Origin of the sequence: Nocardia sp. NPDC050717 (assembly GCF_040654275.1) — a bacterium.
Taxonomy (GTDB): domain Bacteria; phylum Actinomycetota; class Actinomycetes; order Mycobacteriales; family Mycobacteriaceae; genus Nocardia.
Window position 1 is genome coordinate 315,382 of sequence record NZ_JBFAHR010000002.1, and the last position, 19,914, is coordinate 335,295.

Annotated in this window: 18 protein-coding genes; 11 read left to right on the forward strand and 7 right to left on the reverse strand. The window is 71.2% G+C overall.

What is annotated here, in order from left to right; genetic code table 11:
* Positions 1-25: 25 nt before the first annotated feature.
* The 5 genes from ligD to AB0H56_RS07530 form a co-directional block, all read right to left on the reverse strand.
* The gene (gene ligD / locus AB0H56_RS07510; protein WP_357158684.1) at positions 26-985 is read right to left on the reverse strand and encodes a non-homologous end-joining DNA ligase; all 960 of its coding nucleotides are present in this window, start codon (positions 983-985) and stop codon (positions 26-28) included.
* Positions 986-1,058: 73 nt separating this feature from the next.
* Positions 1,059-3,221 (reverse strand): MMPL family transporter, encoded by a 2,163-nt coding sequence (locus tag AB0H56_RS07515; protein WP_357158687.1) that lies wholly within the window; start codon positions 3,219-3,221, stop codon positions 1,059-1,061.
* Positions 3,222-3,447: 226 nt separating this feature from the next.
* On the reverse strand, positions 3,448-3,837 hold the full coding sequence (locus AB0H56_RS07520; protein ID WP_244198393.1) for a hypothetical protein: 390 nt from the start codon (positions 3,835-3,837) through the stop codon (positions 3,448-3,450).
* A 62-nt stretch (positions 3,838-3,899) separates the two neighbouring features.
* Complete coding sequence (locus AB0H56_RS07525) at positions 3,900-5,000, reverse strand: methyltransferase (RefSeq protein ID WP_357158690.1); 1,101 nt, start codon at positions 4,998-5,000, stop codon at positions 3,900-3,902.
* Between the two features lie 71 nt (positions 5,001-5,071).
* Complete coding sequence (locus AB0H56_RS07530; RefSeq protein ID WP_357158693.1) at positions 5,072-7,195, reverse strand: RecQ family ATP-dependent DNA helicase; 2,124 nt, start codon at positions 7,193-7,195, stop codon at positions 5,072-5,074.
* A gap of 138 nt (positions 7,196-7,333) precedes the next feature.
* Between AB0H56_RS07530 and AB0H56_RS07535 the strand changes: the two genes are divergently transcribed.
* Entirely contained in the window at positions 7,334-7,816 is a 483-nt protein-coding gene (locus AB0H56_RS07535) for a hypothetical protein (RefSeq protein WP_357158696.1), read from the forward strand.
* Between the two features lies 1 nt (position 7,817).
* Here the strand turns inward: AB0H56_RS07535 and AB0H56_RS07540 are convergent, their stop codons facing one another.
* Entirely contained in the window at positions 7,818-9,029 is a 1,212-nt protein-coding gene (locus tag AB0H56_RS07540; RefSeq protein WP_357158699.1) for an RtcB family protein, read from the reverse strand.
* A 206-nt stretch (positions 9,030-9,235) separates the two neighbouring features.
* Positions 9,236-10,111, reverse strand: coding sequence for a ribokinase (locus AB0H56_RS07545; protein WP_357158702.1), 876 nt, complete (start codon positions 10,109-10,111; stop codon positions 9,236-9,238).
* Positions 10,112-10,423: 312 nt separating this feature from the next.
* Here AB0H56_RS07545 and AB0H56_RS07550 point away from each other — a divergent pair, with 312 nt between their 5' ends.
* The 10 genes from AB0H56_RS07550 (at position 10,424) to AB0H56_RS07595 (ending at position 19,855) form a co-directional block, all read left to right on the forward strand.
* On the forward strand, positions 10,424-11,689 hold the full coding sequence (locus tag AB0H56_RS07550; RefSeq protein ID WP_280338679.1) for a glutamate-5-semialdehyde dehydrogenase: 1,266 nt from the start codon (positions 10,424-10,426) through the stop codon (positions 11,687-11,689).
* On the forward strand, positions 11,686-12,564 hold the full coding sequence (locus AB0H56_RS07555; protein WP_280221463.1) for a MoxR family ATPase: 879 nt from the start codon (positions 11,686-11,688) through the stop codon (positions 12,562-12,564). Before AB0H56_RS07550 ends, AB0H56_RS07555 begins: the two co-directional genes overlap by 4 nt.
* A 1-nt stretch (position 12,565) precedes the next feature.
* Entirely contained in the window at positions 12,566-13,957 is a 1,392-nt protein-coding gene (locus AB0H56_RS07560) for a VWA domain-containing protein (RefSeq protein ID WP_357158705.1), read from the forward strand.
* A 12-nt stretch (positions 13,958-13,969) separates the two neighbouring features.
* Complete coding sequence (locus tag AB0H56_RS07565; protein WP_357158707.1) at positions 13,970-14,305, forward strand: MmcQ/YjbR family DNA-binding protein; 336 nt, start codon at positions 13,970-13,972, stop codon at positions 14,303-14,305.
* Between the two features lie 158 nt (positions 14,306-14,463).
* Positions 14,464-15,618: a hypothetical protein gene (locus tag AB0H56_RS07570; protein ID WP_357158709.1), complete on the forward strand. Its 1,155-nt coding sequence runs from the start codon at positions 14,464-14,466 to the stop codon at positions 15,616-15,618.
* 11 nt (positions 15,619-15,629) lie between these two features.
* Entirely contained in the window at positions 15,630-16,274 is a 645-nt protein-coding gene (gene nadD / locus AB0H56_RS07575; RefSeq protein WP_110039526.1) for a nicotinate-nucleotide adenylyltransferase, read from the forward strand.
* Complete coding sequence (rsfS, locus tag AB0H56_RS07580; protein ID WP_110039527.1) at positions 16,271-16,684, forward strand: ribosome silencing factor; 414 nt, start codon at positions 16,271-16,273, stop codon at positions 16,682-16,684. The genes nadD and rsfS overlap by 4 nt, the downstream gene beginning before the upstream one ends.
* The gene (locus AB0H56_RS07585; protein WP_357158711.1) at positions 16,681-17,340 is read left to right on the forward strand and encodes a histidine phosphatase family protein; all 660 of its coding nucleotides are present in this window, start codon (positions 16,681-16,683) and stop codon (positions 17,338-17,340) included. The genes rsfS and AB0H56_RS07585 overlap by 4 nt, the downstream gene beginning before the upstream one ends.
* Positions 17,330-19,009 carry a diglucosylglycerate octanoyltransferase gene (gene octT, locus AB0H56_RS07590; RefSeq protein ID WP_357158713.1) on the forward strand — a complete coding sequence of 560 codons (1,680 nt, stop codon included), beginning with the start codon at positions 17,330-17,332 and terminating at the stop codon, positions 19,007-19,009. The genes AB0H56_RS07585 and octT overlap by 11 nt, the downstream gene beginning before the upstream one ends.
* Before the next feature lie 3 nt (positions 19,010-19,012).
* The gene (locus AB0H56_RS07595; protein ID WP_357158715.1) at positions 19,013-19,855 is read left to right on the forward strand and encodes a DegV family protein; all 843 of its coding nucleotides are present in this window, start codon (positions 19,013-19,015) and stop codon (positions 19,853-19,855) included.
* Positions 19,856-19,914 lie beyond the last annotated feature (59 nt).

Sequence of the window (19,914 nt, forward strand, 5' to 3'; positions counted from 1 at the left end):
CATCGATTCTTCCTCTCGCTCCGCCTCACTCGTCGTCGAGGTCGACCGGCTCGTCGATGCCGTGCCGCTCGGCCAGCTCGAGCAGTGGCGCGAGGTCGAAGACCGCGTCGTCCATGTCCGCCTGGATGTCGCCGAGCTCGGCGTAGCGGGCGGGCACGGTCTCGATCGTGAAATCTCGGGGATGGATGTCGTCGATCTCGTCCCAGCGCACCGGCGTGGACACCGTGGCGGCCGGGTTGCCGCGCACCGAGTACGCGGCGGCGATGGTGTGGTCGCGGGCGTTCTGGTTGTAGTCGACGAACAGCTGGGCGGGGTCGCGGTCGCGGCGCCACCAGGCCGTCGTCACGTCCTCGGGCGCGCGGCGCTCGACCTCGCGCGCGAACGCCAGCGCGGCCCTGCGCACGTCCTTGAAACCGAACTCCGGCGCGATCCGCACGTACACGTGCAGCCCGGACCCGCCCGAGGTCTTGGGCCAGCCGACGGCGCCCAGCTCGTCGAGGACCTCGTGCACCACCCCGGCGACCCGCCGCACCCGGGTCCACGGACAGTCCGGCATCGGATCGAGGTCGATCCGCCACTCGTCGGGCGACTCGGTGTCGGCGGCGCGCGAATTCCACGGATGGAACTCGACCGTCGACATCTGCACGGCCCAGATCACGTCGGCCAGTTCGCGCACGCACAGCTCGTCGGCGTGCCTGCCGTAGCGCGGAAAGTACACGCGCACCGTCGATATCCAGTCCGGCGCGCCGCCGGGCAGCCGCTTCTGATGGACCTTCCCGCCCGGCAGGCCCTTGGGGAACCGGTGCAGCATGCACGGCCGGTCCCGCAGCGCGTTGACGATCCCGTCGCCCACGCTCAGGTAGTACCGCACCAGGTCGAGCTTGGTCGCGCCGAGCTCGGGGAAGTACACCCGGTCCGGATTGCTGACCCGCACCGTGCGCTCACCCACCGCCAGTTCGACCGCCGGAGTCGCAGACTTGGCCACCCGCGCAACGATAGCCGAGCGGGCCCGCTCCCGGTGGGGAGCGAGCCCGCGGTGCCGGTGTGTCAGCCGGGTACTACCTGCGGCTGCGCGCCGTGGGCGGCGTGTAGTGACTCTCGGCGTAGGAGTACTCCGCCCAGCGGCCCTCGGCGTCGTCGCCACCGTGCCCCGGCCACCACGCCCGGCGCCCGAGCAGCGCCGTGACCGCCGGGGTGAAGAACAGCGCCATCACGAAGGCGGCGATCGCGATGCCGACCGAGATCGCGAACCCCATCTGCGACAGGCTGCTGTTGCCTGCCAGCATCATCGAGGCGAAGGTGCCCGCCAGGATGAGCCCGGCCGCGGCGATCGTGGGCCCGGTGTGGCGCACCGCCAGCGCCGCCGCCTCGCGCGGCGTGTGGCCCGCCCGCGATTCCTCGCGCAGTCGCGCGACCATCAGGATGTTGTAGTCGGTGCCCAGCGCCACCACGAACAGGTACATGATCACCGGCAGCGTGAAGATCAGCCCGTGCTCACCCTGGAGCTGCTGGAACACCAGCACCGTCGCGCCGAGGGTCGCCGCGAAGCCGAGGAACACCGAGGCCATCAGGTACCAGGGCGCGACGAGGCTGCGCAGCAGCAGGGCCAGCACCAGCATGATCAGCACCGCCGCCACCGGGAACACGATCCGGTAGTCGTGGTTCATCGCGTCCTCGAAGTCGACGAACACCGCCGTCAGCCCGCCGACCGCCGCCGTGGCTCCCGCGGGCGCCGCCTGGTGGGCCCGCTCGCGCAGCGGACCGGCGACCGTGTCGAGCGCCGCGTCGGATTCCGGCGCGTGCGCCAGCGTCACCGGCAGATGCGCGATCATGCGGTCGGCCGACAACTGCGGCTGCCCGACCTGACCGACGCCGTCGACGCCGGTCAGCGCCGTGCGGTAGGTCGCGAGTTGGTCATCGGTGAGCGGCGACTCCGCCCGCACCAGCACATCGGAGGGCTGTGTGGCACCCGCGGGCATGCCCTTGAGCAGTTCGGTGGTGAAGGCCACCGACTCCGAGGTGTCGGTGCTCGACCCCGACGTCATGTCGAAGGTGGGATTGAACCCGAAGGCGAACACCCCGAGCGCCACCAGCACGCCGCCGGAGGCGACGGCGAACACCCCGGGCCGCCTGCCCATCGCCGCGCCGATCGCGCCGAACCGGGCGCCCCTCGGCTCGATCTGCCAGGCCTTGGACGGCCAGAACACCTTGGTGCCGAGCAGGGAGACGATCGCGGGCACCAGCGTCAGACCGGCCAGCAGCGCCACCGCGACCGCGATGGCCAGCGCCGGGCCCAGCGCCCGGAACATCCCGAGGCTCGACAGGGTCAGCGCCATGAACGCGATGATCACCGCGGCCGCCGCCGAGGTCACGGCCTCGCCGACCCGCGCGACGGCGTTGACCATCGCGGCCTTCGGATCGTCACCGGCGCGCAGGCGCTCCCGGTACCGGAACATCAGGAACAGGATGTAGTCGGTGCCGACACCGAAGAGCACCACCAGCAGAATCGAGTTCACCGAGGTGTCGATCTCGAGGTCGAAAGCCTTGGCCGCCATGGCGATCAGGCCGCCGACGGTGCTCGAGATGGCGCCGATGGTGAGCACCGGCAGCAGCGCGATGACCGGGCTGCGGAAGATCACCAGCAGCAACACCAGGATCAGCACGATCGTGGCGATGCCGATGATCGCCATGCCCTTCTCGCCCTGCTCGGTCTGATCCAGGGTCTGCGCCGCCGTTCCGGTGACGCCCGCCTTCAGGCCGGTGTCACCGATCTGCTCCTTCAGGTGCTCGCGCAGGCTCCGCACAGCCTCGCCCTGGGTCTTGTCCGAGGCGTCGGTGGGCTTGGCCATCTGTACCGCGATGACCTGGACCAGGCGGTTCTCCGAGGGCGGAGTCACCTGGATGCCGGTGACACCCTTGATGTTCCGTTCGGTCAGCGCGGCAGCGGCGGCGCTCACAGTCGCCGAGTCGGTGTCGCTCAGCGGGCCGCCGTCGGCGCGGACCGCCACGATCAGCGCGGCGGGCGCGGCACTCTGCGGAAAGGCCTGCTCCTGCAACTTCATCGCCTGGATGGACTCGTAATGCGAAGGCAGGAAGGCGGATTGGTCGGTGGTCGCGGTGAGCGCGGGCGCCGTGGACAGCACGGCGACGATCGCGATCACCCACAGCCCGATCACTTTCCATGGGTGGTGGACGACGACGCGCCCCAGTCTGGCGAACATGGTGGAGGTCCTTTCCGGGCCTATTTCCGATATCTCCATGCGCATATGGGCATGGGTATTCGACCGGCGAGCCCCAGTAGCTGCTCGTCGTCACGGGTCTGTCTGCGATGGTGCGGCGGCTGCGTGCCGCCGTAACTCACTATAAGTAGATGTATACGTATAGAGCAAGAGGCAAAAAGTCCGCACGGACTCGACTCCGTGCGGACCGCGGGCCTGCGGCGCGAACCTACAGTTCGTACACCCCGAACGCCCGGTTCTGGATGCACATCGGCATCACATGGACCTGCTCGGTCCACTCGAACTTGGCCGCCGCCTCGACGGTTCCGCGCTCGTCGACGCACACGCTGGCGGTGCCCGGCATGGTCAGCGGGTTCAGCACGGCCAGCGGGATCCCGGCGTGGATGTTGCTGTAGAGGCCGCCGCTGAAGCACAGTGGCGTGATCGCGATGCCGCGACGCGCGCTCTCCCGGTCGGCGGCGGCCTGGGCGCCCGGCACGCCGTTGCAGTCGAGCGGGTTCTCGTTCGAGGCCTGCGCGGGGGCGATGAGAAGGGTGAATCCGGCCGCACAGCCCGCGGCGACGGCCATCAGGGATCGAGCAAATGAGGTCCTGGTCATAGCCGCATTGAAGCACTGGTCGCCGGTCGGACACACAATCGCAATCGGCGTGTCGGGCGCGATCAGCGCGGGCGGGCCTCCAGCACACAGTCCGGCGCCGCCGTCGGCACCGTCCGCAGCAGCGTGAAACCGCCGCGCGCGAGCAACTCGCGGAACTGCGCCTCGGTGCGTTCGTGGCCACCGTCGGTGTTGACCAGCATCTCCAGGTCGATGAACTTGCCGGGGTGCGGACGCTGATGATCGGGCAGCACCAGCTCGATCACCAGCAGCCGCGCGGCCGGGTCCATCGCCGCGTGGATCGTGCGCAGAATCTGCTCGGCCTTGGCGTCGGACCAGTCGTGCAGGATGTGTTTGAGCAGGTAGGCGTCCCCGCCGGGCGGCACCTCCTCGAAGAACGAGCCGGCCCGCGCCGCGCAGCGCCCCGTCAGTCCGTGTGCCGCGAGATCGGCGTCCAGGCCGGCGACCACGTCGGGCAGGTCGAACACGATGCCCTCGGCGTCCGGGGCGCGGCCGAGGATCTCCACCAGCAGGCTGCCGCGTCCACCGCCCACGTCCACCAGCGTGTCGAAGCGACCGAAATCGTAGGCGGCCAGCAGCGGTTCGATGGACAGCGTGCTCACGCTGGTCATCGCGCGGTCGAACAGGTCACCGATCTCGCGGTGCGTCGCGGCGTATTCGAAGAAGCTCGCGCCGTCGAGCGCGGGACCGACGGCTTCGCCACTGCGCACCGCGTCGGTCAGATGGGTCCAGTGGTTGCGGTGGTACGGCGAACCGAAGAACAGCGACGTGTCGCGCAGCGTCACCGGGCCGTCGGAGCGCAGTGCCTCGCCCATCCGGGTGAGCCCGTAGGAACCGTCGCGGTGCTGGGCGAACACCCCGAAACTGACCAGCAGGCGCATCAGCCTGCGCACGCCGTCCTCGTCGGCGCCCACCGCCGCGGCCAGCGCGGCCGCGTCGCGCCTGCCGCGGGCCAGCTGGTCGGCGATACCGAGTTCGGCCGCCGCGCTGATCGCCTGGGAGAGGAATCCGGCGATCTGTAGCTCGAGCAGCGCGATGTGACCGGGGACCAGCCGGCGGTGCAGGACCGCGAGTGCGTCGCGCACCCGTTCGACCGCTCGCAGGACCAGGGTGGGCGGTGCCTTCTTCGGTGCTGCGGACGTCATGACGACTCCATCGTCGGCCGGTCTACCTGCACGGACGCAGCGAAGTTTACGGGAATCGCGCGGCGGCCGGGTCAGGTCGGGGTCGCCAGGGCGAACGGCAGCACCGCGTCCGCCCCGCTGGTGCGCAGGGCGTGCGCGGCGACCGTCATCGTCCAGCCGGTGTCGGTGAGGGTGTCGACGAGCAGGATCGGCCCGGTGACGTGGGTGAGGTCGGGAACCTCCCACGAGTCGAACAGCCCGGCCACCCGGTGCGCCGAATTGGCCGCCGAGACCGGCGGCCGGTCGGGGCGGTTGTGCAGGATGCCGAGGTTGTCCAAGCGCCCCACCTGGGCCAGCCGCGCGGCCAGACTGGCGGTGAGCTGGGGATAGCGTGGCGATTCCAGTGCGAGCACGGAGGTCGGGCGGGCGGACCAGTTCCAGTCGCGCAGCACCGCGATACAGGCGTCGAACACCGCGTCGGGCACCGGGGCGTCGGGTCCGTCGAGCAGCGCGCGCAGACGCTGTCCCCAGCCGAGATCGGTGAGCCTGCCCAGCACACGGCCGGTCTCGGCGCCGTCGGTGATCTTGCCGGACAGCGGGACGCCGAGTTTCGCCATGCCCGTCGGCCACTGCTTGCGCGGCGCCAGATCCAGGCCGGGGCGATCGAGCCTGGCCCTGGTGGCGTCGACGGTGGCCGTGTCGACGGTGGTGTCGGGTGTGGTGCCGGTGCAGTTGTCGCAGCGTCCGCAGTCGGGCGTCGCGGCGTCGAGGGCGCCGAGGCCCGGATCGTCGAGCTGGCGGCGCAGGAAGGTCATCCGGCAGGCGGTGGTCGCCTGGTAGTCGATCATCGCCTGCTGCTCGGCGTCACGGGCTGCGGCGAGGCGTTCGTAGCGTTCGGTGTCGTAGGTCCACGGCTCGCCGGTGGACAGCCAGCCGCCACGGACCCGGCGCACCGCGCCGTCCACGTCGAGCACCTTGAGCACCATCTCCAGCCGCGAGCGGTTCAGCTCGACGAGGGGCTCGAGCGCGATCGTCGACATCGGCCGCTCGGTGTCGAGCGCGGCCAGCACCGCGCGCACGATGTGCTCGCGCGGGAACGCCACGGAGGCGAAGTAGCTCCAGATCCGCGCGTCCTCGGCGCCGGGCAGCAGCACCACCTCGGCGCGCTCGGTGCCACGGCCGGCGCGGCCCACCTGCTGGTAGTAGGCGATGGGGGAGGAGGGCGCGCCCACGTGCGCCACGAAACCCAGGTCGGGCTTGTCGAAGCCCATGCCGAGCGCCGAGGTCGCGATGAGCGCCTTGACCTCGTTGTTCAGCAGTGCCGCTTCGAGCACCTCGCGTTCGGCGGGATCGGTCTGGCCGGTGTAGGCGGCGACGGTGTGGCCATGGGTGTTCAGCACGTCGGCCAGGTCGTGCGCGGCGGCCACGGTGAGGCAGTAGATGATGCCCGACCCGGGCATCCGGTCCAGGTGCCCGGCCAGCCAGGCCGTGCGCCGTACCGCGTCGTCGAAGCGCACCACCGACAGGTGCAGCGACTCGCGGTCGAGCGTGCCGCGCAGCACCAGCGTGTCGGTGCCGATCTGCCCGGCCACATCGGTGACAACGCGATCGTTGGCGGTCGCGGTGGTGGCCAGCACCGGGACATCGGAGCCGAGATCGGCGATCAGGGTGCGGATGCGCCGGTAATCGGGCCGGAAATCGTGCCCCCAGTCCGACACGCAGTGGGCCTCGTCGATCACCACCAGGCCCGCGTCGGCGGCCAGCCGCGGCAGCACCTGATCACGGAAGTCCGGGTTGTTGAGCCGTTCCGGGCTCACCAGCAACACGTCGACAACGCCGTCGGCCACCCGCTGATGGATCTCGTCCCACTCGGTGACATTGCCCGAATTGATCGTGTCGGCCACGACCCCGGCCCGCTCGGCCGCCGACACCTGGTTGCGCATCAGCGCCAGCAGCGGCGACACGATCACCGTCGGCCCCCGCCCCGCGCGCCGCAGCAGTTTCGCCGCGATGAAGTACACCGCCGATTTGCCCCAGCCGGTGCGCTGCACCACCAGCGCCCGTTGCCGCCGCACCACCAGCGCCTCGATCGCGGTCCACTGGTCCTCGCGCAGCCGCGCGGCGGGCCCGGCGAGTTCACGCAACAGCTCCTCGGCGCGTTCGCGCAGGTCAGGAGCCGTCAGGTCGAGCACGTCGTTCCCGGTCGCTGAGGTCATGGGAACCATCGTGCCCGATGCCACCGACAAGCAGGCGCCCCGCCGAAACCCCTGGTCACGCGCGTCGCGCATTCGGTCGGCGAAAACCACGGTGGGCGAGGACAATAGGGGCCGGGTACCGATCGGAGGGGGACCGCCATGGCCAACAGATTCGATCCGCCTGCGGGCTGGACCCCACCGGGCTCGCAGTTCCAGACCAGTTCCACGGTCTCGCGCACGGTGGTCGGCGCGTTCCTCGCGGTGATCGTCACACCGATCGGGATCGCCCTCGCCGCGCACGGCGCCCTCGACACCAGCCGCTGGGTGATCCTCGGTGACGCCGCCGACCGATTCGGCTCGGCCGCCCAGATCATCGGCGGCGGCCTGCTGCTCCTGCTGGTGAGCGCGCTGGCCGGGTTCACCCCGGCGGCGACGATCCTGGCCGGGCTGGTGTGGGGCGTGCTGCCCGGGCTGATCTACTTCGTGTCGCCGGAGAGCACGTGGCGGCTGGTGGGGGATCTGCCGCTGATGACCGACGAGCTGCACATCGCGCTCAACTCGTGGATCACCAGCGGCTTCACCTTCGTGCTCGGCCTGCTGCTCGTCGGCGCCGGTGTGGCGGGCACCCTGCGCCGGCGGTGAGTCAGCCCTTCACACACAGCACCTGACGCAGCGTCGCCACCACATCGACCAGGTCGGCCTGCGCGGCGATCACCTCGTCGATGTCCTTGTAGGCGGCCGGGATCTCGTCGACCACGCCCGCGTCCTTGCGCGACTCCACGCCCTCGGTCTGCGCGACGAGGTCGGCGACCGTGTACTGCTTCTTGGCCGCCGTCCGGCTCAGCCGGCGGCCCGCGCCGTGCGAGGCCGACTGGAACGAGGCCGGATTTCCCTTGCCGCGCACCACATACGACCGCGTCCCCATCGATCCGGGAATCAGCGCCAGATCACCGGCGCCTGCGCGGACCGCGCCCTTGCGGGTCACCAGCATCGGCACCCCGTCGATGACCTCCTCCGCCACGTAGTTGTGGTGGCACGAGATCGGCGCGTCGAAACGCACCTCGCGGTCGGCGAATTCGTCGCGCACGGCCCGGCAGACCAGCGACAGCATCACCGCGCGATTGCGCGCGGCGTACTCCTGCGCCCAGGTGAGGTCGCGCCGGTAGGCCGCCATCTCGGGCGTCCCGGCGAGGAACACCGCCAGGTCGCGGTCGGGCAGCGACTGGTTGTGCGCCAGCCCGCGCGCGATCGCCATGTGCCGCTCCGCCAGCTCCTTGCCGATGTTGCGCGACCCGGAGTGCAGCAGAATCCACACCGCGTCGTCCTGGTCCAGGCAGATCTCGATGAAGTGATTGCCGCCGCCGAGCGAGCCGATCTGCTTGTGCGCCTTGGACTCCAGCGACGACACGCCCGGGTGCAGCTCACCGAACTCGCGCCAGAACCGCTCCCAGCCCTTCGTGCGCGCCGACTGCCCGTGGGAACCGGCGTGCAGTGCCGTGACGTTCACGGCCTCCTTGTGCGCGTTGAACCCGACCGGCACGGCCCGCTCGATCCGCGACCGCAGCGAGCGCAGGTCGTCGGGCAGATCCGCCGCCGTCAGCCCGGTCTTCACGCTCTCCATGCCGCAGCCGATGTCGACGCCGACCGCGGCGGGCGCGACCGCGTCCCGCATGGCGATGACCGACCCCACCGTCGCGCCTTTGCCGAGGTGCACATCGGGCATCACGCGCAGTCCGTACACCCATTCCAGCTCGGCGATGTTGCGGAGCTGGCGCAGCGCGGACTGCTCGATCTCGTGCTCTTCTGCCCACATGAGCGTCTGCGCCCTCGTACCGCGCAGCTCGACGGGAAACATGGTCGGTCCTTTCCTTGATGTACCACCAACGGTAGGGACCTCGACCCTCGCAGCGCACCTGAATTTCGGCCTGTTCCGGCCCACGGCCCGGGCCGGCGGCGCGGCTCGACGGTTGCCGGGAGCTCGGACGACGTCGCCTCGTCGCGGCCGGTCGTCGTCGGCGCGACGTGGGTTCCGGGTGGTGGCGCAGGGCGCGGCCGGTGCGGTCACCCCCGCGCGAGCGCGCGTTCGATCGTCGCCCGGTCCGGGATCGACGAACTCGCGCCGAGGCGGGTCGTGGCCACGGCACCGGCGGCATTCGCCCAGCGCACCGCCGTGTGCGGCCCGGCCGCCCAGGTGGCGACGAGTGCGCCGGTGAAGGCGTCACCCGCGCCGGTGGTGTCGACGACATCGACCCGGCGGCCGGGGACAGTCGACTCGCCTCCGCCGGGGGCGCGATACACCGCCCCCGCGCCGCCGAGGGTCCTCACCACATGTGGGACGTCGCGCAGTTCGGCGGAATAGCGTTCGGCCTCCAGCGAATTCACGACGGCCAGGTCCACGTCGGCCCACAGTTCGGCCGGAAGTGGCTGGACGGGCGAGGGATTCAGAGCGACGACGGTGCCCGACGAGCGCGCGTGCCGGGCGGCCGCGGCGACCGTGGCGAGCGGAATCTCCAGCTGGCACAGCAGGATGTCGGCCGCGGCGATGGCGGCGAGCTCGTCGCCGGTCAGGTCGGTCACCCGGCCGTTGGCGCCGGCCACGACGATGATGGTGTTCTCGCCGGTCTCGTCGACCACGATGGTCGCCACTCCGCTCGGGCCGCCGACGGTGCGCGTCAGCCCGGTGTCCACGCCTGCGTCGTTCAACGTCGAGCGCAAGGTGGCGCCGAACGCGTCCGCACCGACCGCGCCGAGGAAGCGCACCGTCGCACCTGACCGTGCCGCCGCGATCGCCTGATTGGCGCCCTTGCCGCCGGGCACGGTCGTGAACCCGGACCCGAGCACTGTTTCGCCGGGTTCCGGCCTGCGGTCGGTCGTGGTGACCAGGTCCATGTTGACGCTGCCCAGTACGACGACGGTCTGCTCGGCGCGGGAATCCATGCTCGAAACGTAGCGATCGCGAGGCACCGCTGGCGAGTCCCGTTGCGCCCGGGTCTCCGGTTCGGTGTCGCCGTCGCCCCGAGGCCGGGACGGCGATTGTCGCTGCGTCGTGTCCACCCGTTTCGTCGGTGCCTGCCGGTACGGTCCGTCGGCCGCCGCCTGCCGTTTCGATCGCCCGTCCACAGGCGCTCCGTGGACGATGTTCCGGTGGCGCGAAACCTGTGGACAACCCGGTCCCGCCGCCGGTCGGAGCCGTATTCGGGGATGCGGGTGGCGTCGAGCGGCCGAGCCGGACTGCGTAGGCTGGTGCCCATGACGGTAGAAGTGACCCCCGAGCTCGACATCCGCGCAGCGGTGCACGACGCCGCCCGCAGGGCTCGCGTCGCGTCCCGCGTGCTGGCTCAGCTCACCACGGCGCAGAAGAACGACGCACTGCACGCGGCGGCCGACGCCCTGCTCGCCGCCGCCGACCGCGTGCTCGCGGCCAACGAGGCCGATATCGAGGCCGCGCGGGCCGCGGGCACCGAGGAGAACCTGCTCGACCGGCTGCGGCTGACCAAGGCCCGCGTCGACGGCATCGCCTCCGGCCTGCGCCAGGTGGCCGGGCTGCCGGATCCGGTCGGCGTGGTCGTGCGCGGCTCCACGCTGCCCAACGGCCTCGAGATCCGCCAGACCAGGGTGCCGCTCGGCGTCGTCGGCATGGTGTACGAGGCCCGGCCCAATGTCACCGTCGACGCGTTCGGTCTCGCCCTCAAGTCGGGCAACGCCGCCCTGCTGCGCGGCTCCTCCTCGGCGGCGAACTCCAATGCCACCCTGGTCGAGGTGCTGCGCGAAGCCCTTGTGGCCCAGGACATCCCGGCCGACGCGGTGCAGCTGCTGCCCAGCCACGACCGTTCCAGCGTCACCCACCTCATCCAGGCCCGCGGCCTGGTCGACGTGGTCATCCCGCGCGGTGGCGCCGGCCTGATCAACGCGGTGGTGCGCGACGCCCAGGTGCCCACCATCGAAACCGGCACCGGCAACTGCCACGTCTACGTGCACTCCGCCGCCGACCTCGACATGGCCGAGGCCATCGTCCTCAACGCCAAGACCCGCCGCCCCAGCGTGTGCAACGCCGCCGAGACCCTGCTGATCGACGCGGCCGTCGCCGACACCGCGCTGCCGAGGCTGAGCAAGGCGCTCACCGACGCCGGCGTCACCATCCACGGCAACCTGCCCGGCCAGGTGCCCGCCACCGATGCCGACTGGGGCGAGGAATACCTCACGATGGACATCGCCCTCGAGGTCGTCGACGGTCTCGACGCGGCCGTCGAGCACATCAACACCTGGGGCACCGGCCACACCGAGGCCATCGTCACCGCCGACCTGGCCGCCGCCAGGGAGTTCACCACTCGCGTCGACGCGGCCGCGGTGATGGTCAACGCGTCCACGGCGTTCACCGACGGCGAGCAGTTCGGCTTCGGCGCCGAGATCGGTATCTCCACCCAGAAGCTGCATGCGCGCGGCCCGATGGCACTGCCCGAACTCACCTCCACCAAGTGGATCGTGTGGGGCGACGGCCAGACTCGGCCGGTGTGACCGTGACACTGGTAGAGGAACCGATCTTCACCTCGGTCGACGACGTCATCACCCGCCTGGCCACCACCGGCTACCTCGCCGACAAGGCCACGGCCACCTCGGTCTTCCTGGCCGACCGCCTCGGCAAGCCGCTGCTCATCGAGGGGCCTGCCGGTGTCGGCAAGACCGAGCTTTCGCGGGCGGTCGCGCAGGTCGCGGGGGCCGAGCTGGTCCGCTTGCAGTGCTACGAGGGCGTCGACGAGGCACGCGCGCTCTACGAGTGGAACCACGCCAAGCAGATCCTGCGGATCCAGGCGTCGAGTGAGAACGACTGGGCCGAAACCAAAGCCGACGTCTTCACCGAGGAGTTCCTGCTCGCGCGTCCACTGCTCACCGCCATCCGGCGCAGTGAGCCGACGGTCCTGCTGATCGACGAGACCGACAAGGCCGATGTCGAGATCGAGGGCCTGCTGCTCGAGGTGCTCAGCGATTTCGCGGTGACCGTGCCGGAACTGGGCACCATCACCGCCACCAGGAAGCCGTTCGTGGTGCTCACCTCGAACGCCACCCGTGAACTCTCCGAGGCGCTCAAACGCCGCTGCCTGTACCTACACCTGGACTTCCCGGACGAAGACCTCGAGCGGCGCATCCTGGCCAGCCGCGTCCCCGAGCTGTCGGCCGCGGTGGGTGAGCAGCTGGTGCGGATCGTGCACGTCCTGCGCGGCATGCAGCTCAAGAAGCTGCCGTCGGTGGCGGAGTCGATCGACTGGGGCCACACCCTGCTGGCCCTCGGCGCCGAGGATCTGGACGACGCGACCGTGCGCGCCACCCTCGGCGTCGTGCTCAAGCACCGCAGCGACCACCAGCGCGCGCTGGCCGAGCTGAAGCTGGCGTGAGATGAGCGCGCCCGCCCCGCACGGACTCGGTGGGCACGTCGCCGGGTTCGTGGCGGCGCTGCGTGCCCGTGGCGTCCCGGTGGGGCCGTCGGAGACGGTCGACGCGGGCCGCGTGATCACGGTGCTCGACCTGCTCGATCGCGAGTCGGTGCGGGAGGGGCTGGCATGCGCGCTGCTGCGCCGCCCGACCCATCGCGCCACCTTCGACGGGCTGTTCGATCTGTGGTTCCCGGTCGCGGTGGGCGAGCGCAGCGCGTCGTCCCCCGAGGTGCCGCGCACCCCGGACGGGAAGGTCGACCTGCCCGCGCTGCGTGAACAGCTGGCCGAACTGCTGACCGCCGAGGACAGCGGCCCCCAGCTGCAACTGCTGGCCGGGCAGATCGTCGAGCAGCTGGGGCAGTACCAGTCGGCACGCGGCCCCTCGTTCTCGGCGTATCAGGCGCTCAAGGACCTCGCGCCACAGACGCTGCTGTCGCGGGTGCTGGCCGGTCTCGGGCTGCCGCCCGATGCGAGCGATCGCGATACCGAGGTCGCCCAGCGCCTGGTCCGGGAGCGGATCGCGGGCTTCCGCCGGAGCGTGGAAGCCGAGACCAACCGCCGCGTCGCCGAGCAGATCGGGCGTGAGCGGGTCGCCACCTACGGCGTCGCCCGCCAGGCCGAGGACGCCGACTTCCTGCGCGCCTCCGAGCGCGAACTGGCCGAGCTGCGGCGCGGCACCCAGCGCCTGGCCCGGATCCTCGCCTCGCGACTCGCGGTGCGGCGCAAGCGTGCTCGCCGGGGGGAGATCGACCTGCGCAAGACGCTGCGCGCGTCGATGTCGACCGGCGGCGTGCCGATCGACCTGGTGAACCGCAAGCCACGCCCCGGCCGCCCGGAACTGGTGCTGCTGTGCGACATCTCGGGCTCGGTCGCCGGGTTCAGCAACTTCACCCTGCTGCTCGTGAGCGCGTTGCGTGAGCAGTTCTCCCGCGTGCGGATCTTCGCCTTCGTCGACCGCACCGACGAGGTCACCGGTTTCTTCGACCCGCACGCCGGCCTCGACGACGTCTTGACCAGGATCTTCACCGAATCCCGGATCATCGACGCCGACGGGCACTCCGACTACGGTCAGGCGCTGACCACCTTCGCCGACAATTTCGCCGACGCCGTCACCAGCCGCAGTTCGCTGCTGGTCCTCGGCGACGGCCGCACCAACTACCGCAATCCGCAACTGGACATCCTGCGGCAGCTGGTCGACACCGCCCGGCACGCGCACTGGCTCAACCCCGAACCGCGCAACCTGTGGGGCAGTGGCGATTCGGCGGCCCGCGAGTACGGCGAGGTGATCGAGATGCACGAATGCCGGTCCGCCCGACAGCTCACCGAAGTGGTCTCGCGGCTGTTGCCCGTCTGAAGGAGCAGGGGAATGAGCGACGATCTGCTGGCCTACTGCCTGGCCAAACCCGGTGCCTGGCAGGACGAACCCTGGGAGGGTGATGTCGTGGCCAAGGTGGGCGACAAGATCTTCGCCTTCCTCGGCACCGGCGCCTCCATCGGTCTCAAATGCGGTCGCGACCGTGCCGAGGCCGACGAACTGGTGCTGATCTACCCGGACGACGTGAGCGCGTCCGCCTACATCGGCCGCTACGGCTGGAACAGCATCACCGTGGATGGTGCCGTCCCACCCGACGAGCTGCGCGAACTGATCGACGCCTCCTACGACGCGGTCGTCGCCAAGCTCCCGAAATCCAAGCGGCCCTGACGGCTTCAGCGAACGTTAAGCCGCTCGAAGGCAGCGCCCACCAAGATCACCGCCATGCTGGCAGGGGCGTCGCGCGGCGACGAGCGGTCCGATCGGACCTCGGTGGTGGGGGAGGCCCGCTCGCGACGAGCCGGCGCGAGCGGGTCCCGGTCCGCTCGGTGAACGACCCGCTCAGCGACGAGAGCTTCCCCGACACTCCTGCCTCCGGTGCCGAGAGCCGCCCGGCGACCTGGCCGGAGCCTCGTCAGGTGCCCGCGAGTGTCGCGGCGGCCGAGGGGAACGACGGATCGGGCGTGCCCGACGGAGCCGGTGGATCACCCGTCGAGGGTGGTGCGTTCGATGTGCACCAGTGGTGGAACACCTGGCAGTCCGTGCCGCCGGGCCCGATCGCCGCACACGCCGTGGCAGCGCCGCCGGAGGCCGGACCGCCCGCGGTGCCGGACGGGTCCGGCGCGCGCGTGGCACGGCGGCTGGCCGAGCTCGCGGCGGTTCGGCTCGCGGAGGCGCCGGGCGCGGCGGAGGAGCAGCTGCGGCGGGCACTCGTCGTCGGGTACGGCGAACTGGCACCGCGGGAGCAGGCGCAGCTGCGCAGCCGGCTGGTCACCGCGATCGCCGCCCAGCCCGACCGCGATCGCGACCTCGCGCGCGCGGCCGCCGCGGCCGCCGCGTGCTGGCACCCGATCTCGGCGGCCGACGCCGCGCATCTGTGGCTCGTGGCGGGCCGGGCCTGGCATCGGGCAGGCGAGGACGCCGAAGCCGTCACCGCCTTCGAACGAGTCCTGCTCGGCGGGCAGGTGGCCTACCCGCCGGGTGAACTCGCGCAGGTGCGGGCCGAGTTCGCCGAGGCGCTGATCCGCTCGCGCCGGTACCGGCAGGCGGCGTGGCAGTACACCGAGGCGGCCCGGCTGCTCGCCCGCTCGCCCGCCGACCGGCGCAGGCACGCCGATCTGGTGTGGTCGGCGGCGGTGGCGCGCGAATGCTGTGGTCAGGAGTCCGCCGCGCTCGGCGGCTACCTGCGGGCGGCCGGGCTGTGGGGAGAGCTGGGCAAGATCGTGCCGCGCGCCCGGTGCCTGCGGGCGGCGGCGTGGCTGCAGCTACGCGGCCCGCACGGCCGGATTCGCGGGCCGTGGTGGGTCACCATGAACGCGCTGCTGACCGAACTCAACCAGCTGCACCTCGCCGACCCGGCCGTCCACATCGCCACCGAGCTCGACCGCACGCGCGGCCAGTTCGCGCAGATGTGCGCCCAGGCCGCCGGACGTCGCGCCGGTCAGACATGGTCCGGTCCGAGCGAGGGGCGCGATCCCCGTTAAGCTCGGACCTCATGCACGACACAGCTCGGCCGCGCCGCAAGCTCGGCGTCATGGGCGGCACCTTCGACCCCGTTCACCACGGCCACCTGGTCGCGGCGAGCGAGGTCGCGAACCGGTTCGAGCTCGACGAAGTCATCTTCGTGCCGACCGGACAGCCGTGGCAGAAGGCGAACAAGCAGGTGAGTCCCGCCGAGGACCGCTACCTCATGACCGTCATCGCCACCGCGTCCAATCCCAGGTTCTCGGTCAGCCGGGCCGATATCGAGCGCAACAAGGTCACCTACACGGTCGACACCCTGCGCGAGATGCAGAGCGCCCATCCCGACGCCGAGCTGTACTTCATCACCGGTGCGGACGCGCTGGCCAACATCCTGACATGGCAGGATTGGACCGAACTGTTCGAACTGGCGAAGTTCGTCGGGGTGAGCCGTCCGGGGTACGAGCTGAACACCGACCATCTCGAGGAGCATCTGCGGGACTATCCCGCCGACGCCGTGACGATGATCGAGATCCCCGCGCTGGCCATCTCGTCGAGCGAATGCCGCCGCCGCGCCGCGGAGGGTCGGCCGGTCTGGTACCTCGTCCCCGACGGCGTGGTGCAGTACATATCGAAGCGGCACCTGTATGGGCCCGCAGAAACGGAAGGTAAGGCATGAGTGCCACCGCGGAAGCGGTCGAGATGGCCAAGGTCGCCGCACTCGCGGCCGACGACAAGCTGGCCACCGATGTCGTCGTCCTCGACGTGTCCGAGCAGCTGGTGATCACCGATTGCTTCGTGATCGCCTCGGCGCCCAACGAGCGCCAGGTCAACGCGATCGTCGACAATGTCGAGGAGAAGCTGCGCGCGGCCGGGCACAAGCCGGTCCGTCGCGAGGGGACCCGCGAGGGCCGCTGGGCGCTGCTCGATTACGTCGACATCGTCGTGCACATCCAACACAACGACGAGCGCAATTTCTATGCGCTGGAGCGGCTGTGGCGTGACTGCCCGACCGTCCCCGTCGACGGTATCGCCGCACCGGCGGCTCCGGCCGCCGCCGACGCACAGGTAGAGGGCGACACCGAGTGAGCAAGTACGCCCATGTGCGCACGCTGATCCTGTTGCGGCACGGGCAGACCGAATGGAACGCGGCCGACCGGATGCAGGGGCAGATCGACACCGATCTCACCGAGCTGGGCAGGCAGCAGGCCAAAGAGGCCGCGCGCGAGCTGATCTCGCGCAACGCGATCGCCATCCACGCCTCCGATCTGCGTCGCGCCAAGGAGACCGCGCAGGCGCTCGGCGACCTCAGCGACCTGCCGGTGATCACCGACACCCGGCTGCGTGAGACCCACCTGGGCGACTGGGAGGGGCTGACCCACCTCGAGGTCGACGCCGACTACCCCGGCGCCCGGGTGCAGTGGCGGCTCGACGCCACCTATCGCCCGCCCGGCGGCGAGAGCAAACTCGAGGTCGGGGCGCGGGCCCTGCCCGTGGTGCGCGAACTGTACAACGACCGGCAGGATTGGCCCGGCCGGACTATCATCCTGGTGGCGCACGGCGGGCTGATCGCGGCCCTGACGGCCGCGTTGCTGGATCTGCCCCCGGCGAACTGGCCTGCCCTCGGTGGGCTGGCCAACACGAGCTGGGTGCAGCTGTCCAGCCACGGCCCGGACATCGATACACCCGGCTGGCGCCTCGATGTTTGGAACGCAGCGGCGAAGGTAGCTCCCGATGTCCTCTGAAGAGCCCGTCCGATCGGTACCGGACGAACTGTTCCAGCAGGTGACGGCCAAGGCCGGACGGCAATTGCCGGACGCGCTGTTCGGTCCGCCGCCCGCTCGCCCCGCACGCGCCGAGCGTGAGGAGCCCATCCGTTCGGTACCGGACGAACTCTTCAAGCAGGTCACCGCGCGCAGCGAACGTTCGCTGCCCGATGCCCTGTTCGGCCCGACCCCCGCGCCGGTCGCGGCCGAGTCCGACACCGCCGAGCCGACGGCCGCGGACACGGCTTCCGGCGAGGCGAGCGGGTCCTCCGACGACGGCGATGCCGACGGCGACGAGGACCAAGCGGCGAGCGCGCAGACCTCGGCCGAGGTCACCGAGCAGGATTCCGACCCTGCCGACGTGGCGGGTTCGGCTGTCGCGCAGCCGGATACCGACGAGGTAGGCGAGGCGGCGGGTGCGGCGCCGGCCGCTGACCCCGAGTCGGCCGTCTCGTCGGGCACGGGCGCCCCGGTACCCACGTTCGACGCGGATTCGCCTGCGCCGCAGGAAGTCCCGCCCGGCGGTGCGGAAACTGGGCACACCGTGGCGAACGACGTGACCGGAGGAGTCGATCGGGACGAGCCCGCGGCCACCTCCGGCAACGACCTCGCCACTGCGGCCGGTCGTGCCGCTGCGTCCACCGAGGTCGCCGAGTCGATCGGCACCGCGCCGGAAACCTCCGCGGTGGGAACGGCCGCCGCCTCCGCTACTGCCGAATCCGGTGTGGCCGAAGCGGATATCCGCAATGCCGCCGAGCCTACGGACCCAGCGGCCGTCGACGCGCCCGCGCCGGAAGCCGAGGCCTTGTCGACGGCGGGCGGCGGCGCCGAAGCGGGTGCGCCGCCTGCGCAGACCGCTGCGCCCACTCAGGACTCGCCCGCGGGCACCACGGCGGAGGTCGCACTCGTAGCCGAGGCGCCGAGCCCGGTGTCGTCCGCGTCCCCCCGGCCGGTTCTGCTCGTGATCGCCGATTCGCTGGCGTACTACGGCCCCAAGGGCGGTCTGCCCGCCGACGATCCGCGGATCTGGCCGAATATGGTGGCCGCGGAACTGGATTGGGATGTCGAGCTGATCGCCCGGATCGGGTGGACCTGCCGCGACGCCTACTGGGCGCTCATCGGTGACCCCCGGGTCTGGGCCGCGGTGCCCCGCGCCGGGGCGGTCGTGTTCGCCGTCGGCGGCATGGACACCCTGCCGTCGCCGCTGCCCACCGCGCTGCGGGAACTGATCCGCTACATCCGCCCGCCGAAGCTGCGGCGCGGCGTGCGCGCCTCCTACAACTGGCTGCAGCCGAAGCTGTCGAAACTGGGTCGCCCCGTGGCACTTCCGCCGCGCGTGAGTGTCGACTACCTGGAGCAGTCGCGCGAGGCGCTCAATCATCTGCGTCCGGAGCTGCCCGTGGTCGCGGTGCTGCCGTCGGTGCACAAGTGCGATGCCTACGGGCGGGTGCACCGTGGCCGCGCGCGTGCGGTCAAGGCGCTGCGGGCGTGGTCGGGCCGGACCGCGGTGCCGCTGGTCGATCTGGGTGAAGCGGTGCGCGACGACATCGAGTCGGGTGCGGCGAATCCGGACGGTATCCATTGGGGCTGGGCCGGGCACGCGGCGGTGGCGACGGCGATGACCAAGGCGCTGCAGGAGGTCAGGTAGTCCGTGGCCGTTGTGGTGGTCACCGATTCGGCGTCCGGGCTGTCGGCCGATGTCGTCGCCGAGCTCGGTATCGAAGTGGTGCCGTTGCACGTGCTCGTCGGTGATCGGCAGATCCGGGAAGGCGTCGATCCCATCGAGATCGACTACTCGACCGACTCCGTCAGCACCTCGGCGGCCTCGCCCGGTGAACTTCGCGAGGCCTACGAGCGGGCGCTGAGGCACAGCGACGGTGACGGCGTCGTCGCCATCCACCTCTCGCGCACGCTGTCGGCGACCTGGGAGTCCGGTCGCCAGGCGGTGCGCGACATGGGCGCGGAAGACCGTGTGCGCCTGGTGGATTCGCTGGGCGCCGGCTTGGCCACCGGCCTGCCGGTGCTCGCCGCGGCGCGCCGGGCCAGGGCGGGCGAGGCGCTGGACGCGGTCTACGAGCGCGCGGTGGCCGCGGCGGCTCGCGCGCGCACCTTCATCCTGGTGAACCGCACCGAACAGTTGCGCAAGGGCGGCCGGTTGAGCAGCGCCGCGGCCTTCTTCGGCAGTGAACTGGTGACGAAACCACTGCTGCACCTGGTCGAGGGCAAGCTGGAATTGCGCGAGAAGGTGCGCACCAGGTCGCGGGCTTACGCGAAGCTGGTCGCCGCGGCCGTGGACGCCGCCGGGGGCGAGGGCGCGGCGCTGGGTGTGCAGCACCTGGGCGCCGCCGAGGCGGCGGAGAACATCGCCGCCCAACTGCGCGAACAGGTTCCGGATGTCGAGGAACTGCACGTCACCGAGTTCGGTCCCACGCTGGGCGTGCATCTCGGTGTCGGCGCGCTCGGTGTCCTCGTCGTCCCCGGCGGATGCGCGTGAGCAGGCGCGCCGCGTGGACGTCGCTGACGCGCCGGGAACCTGCGCCGACACCCTGACGC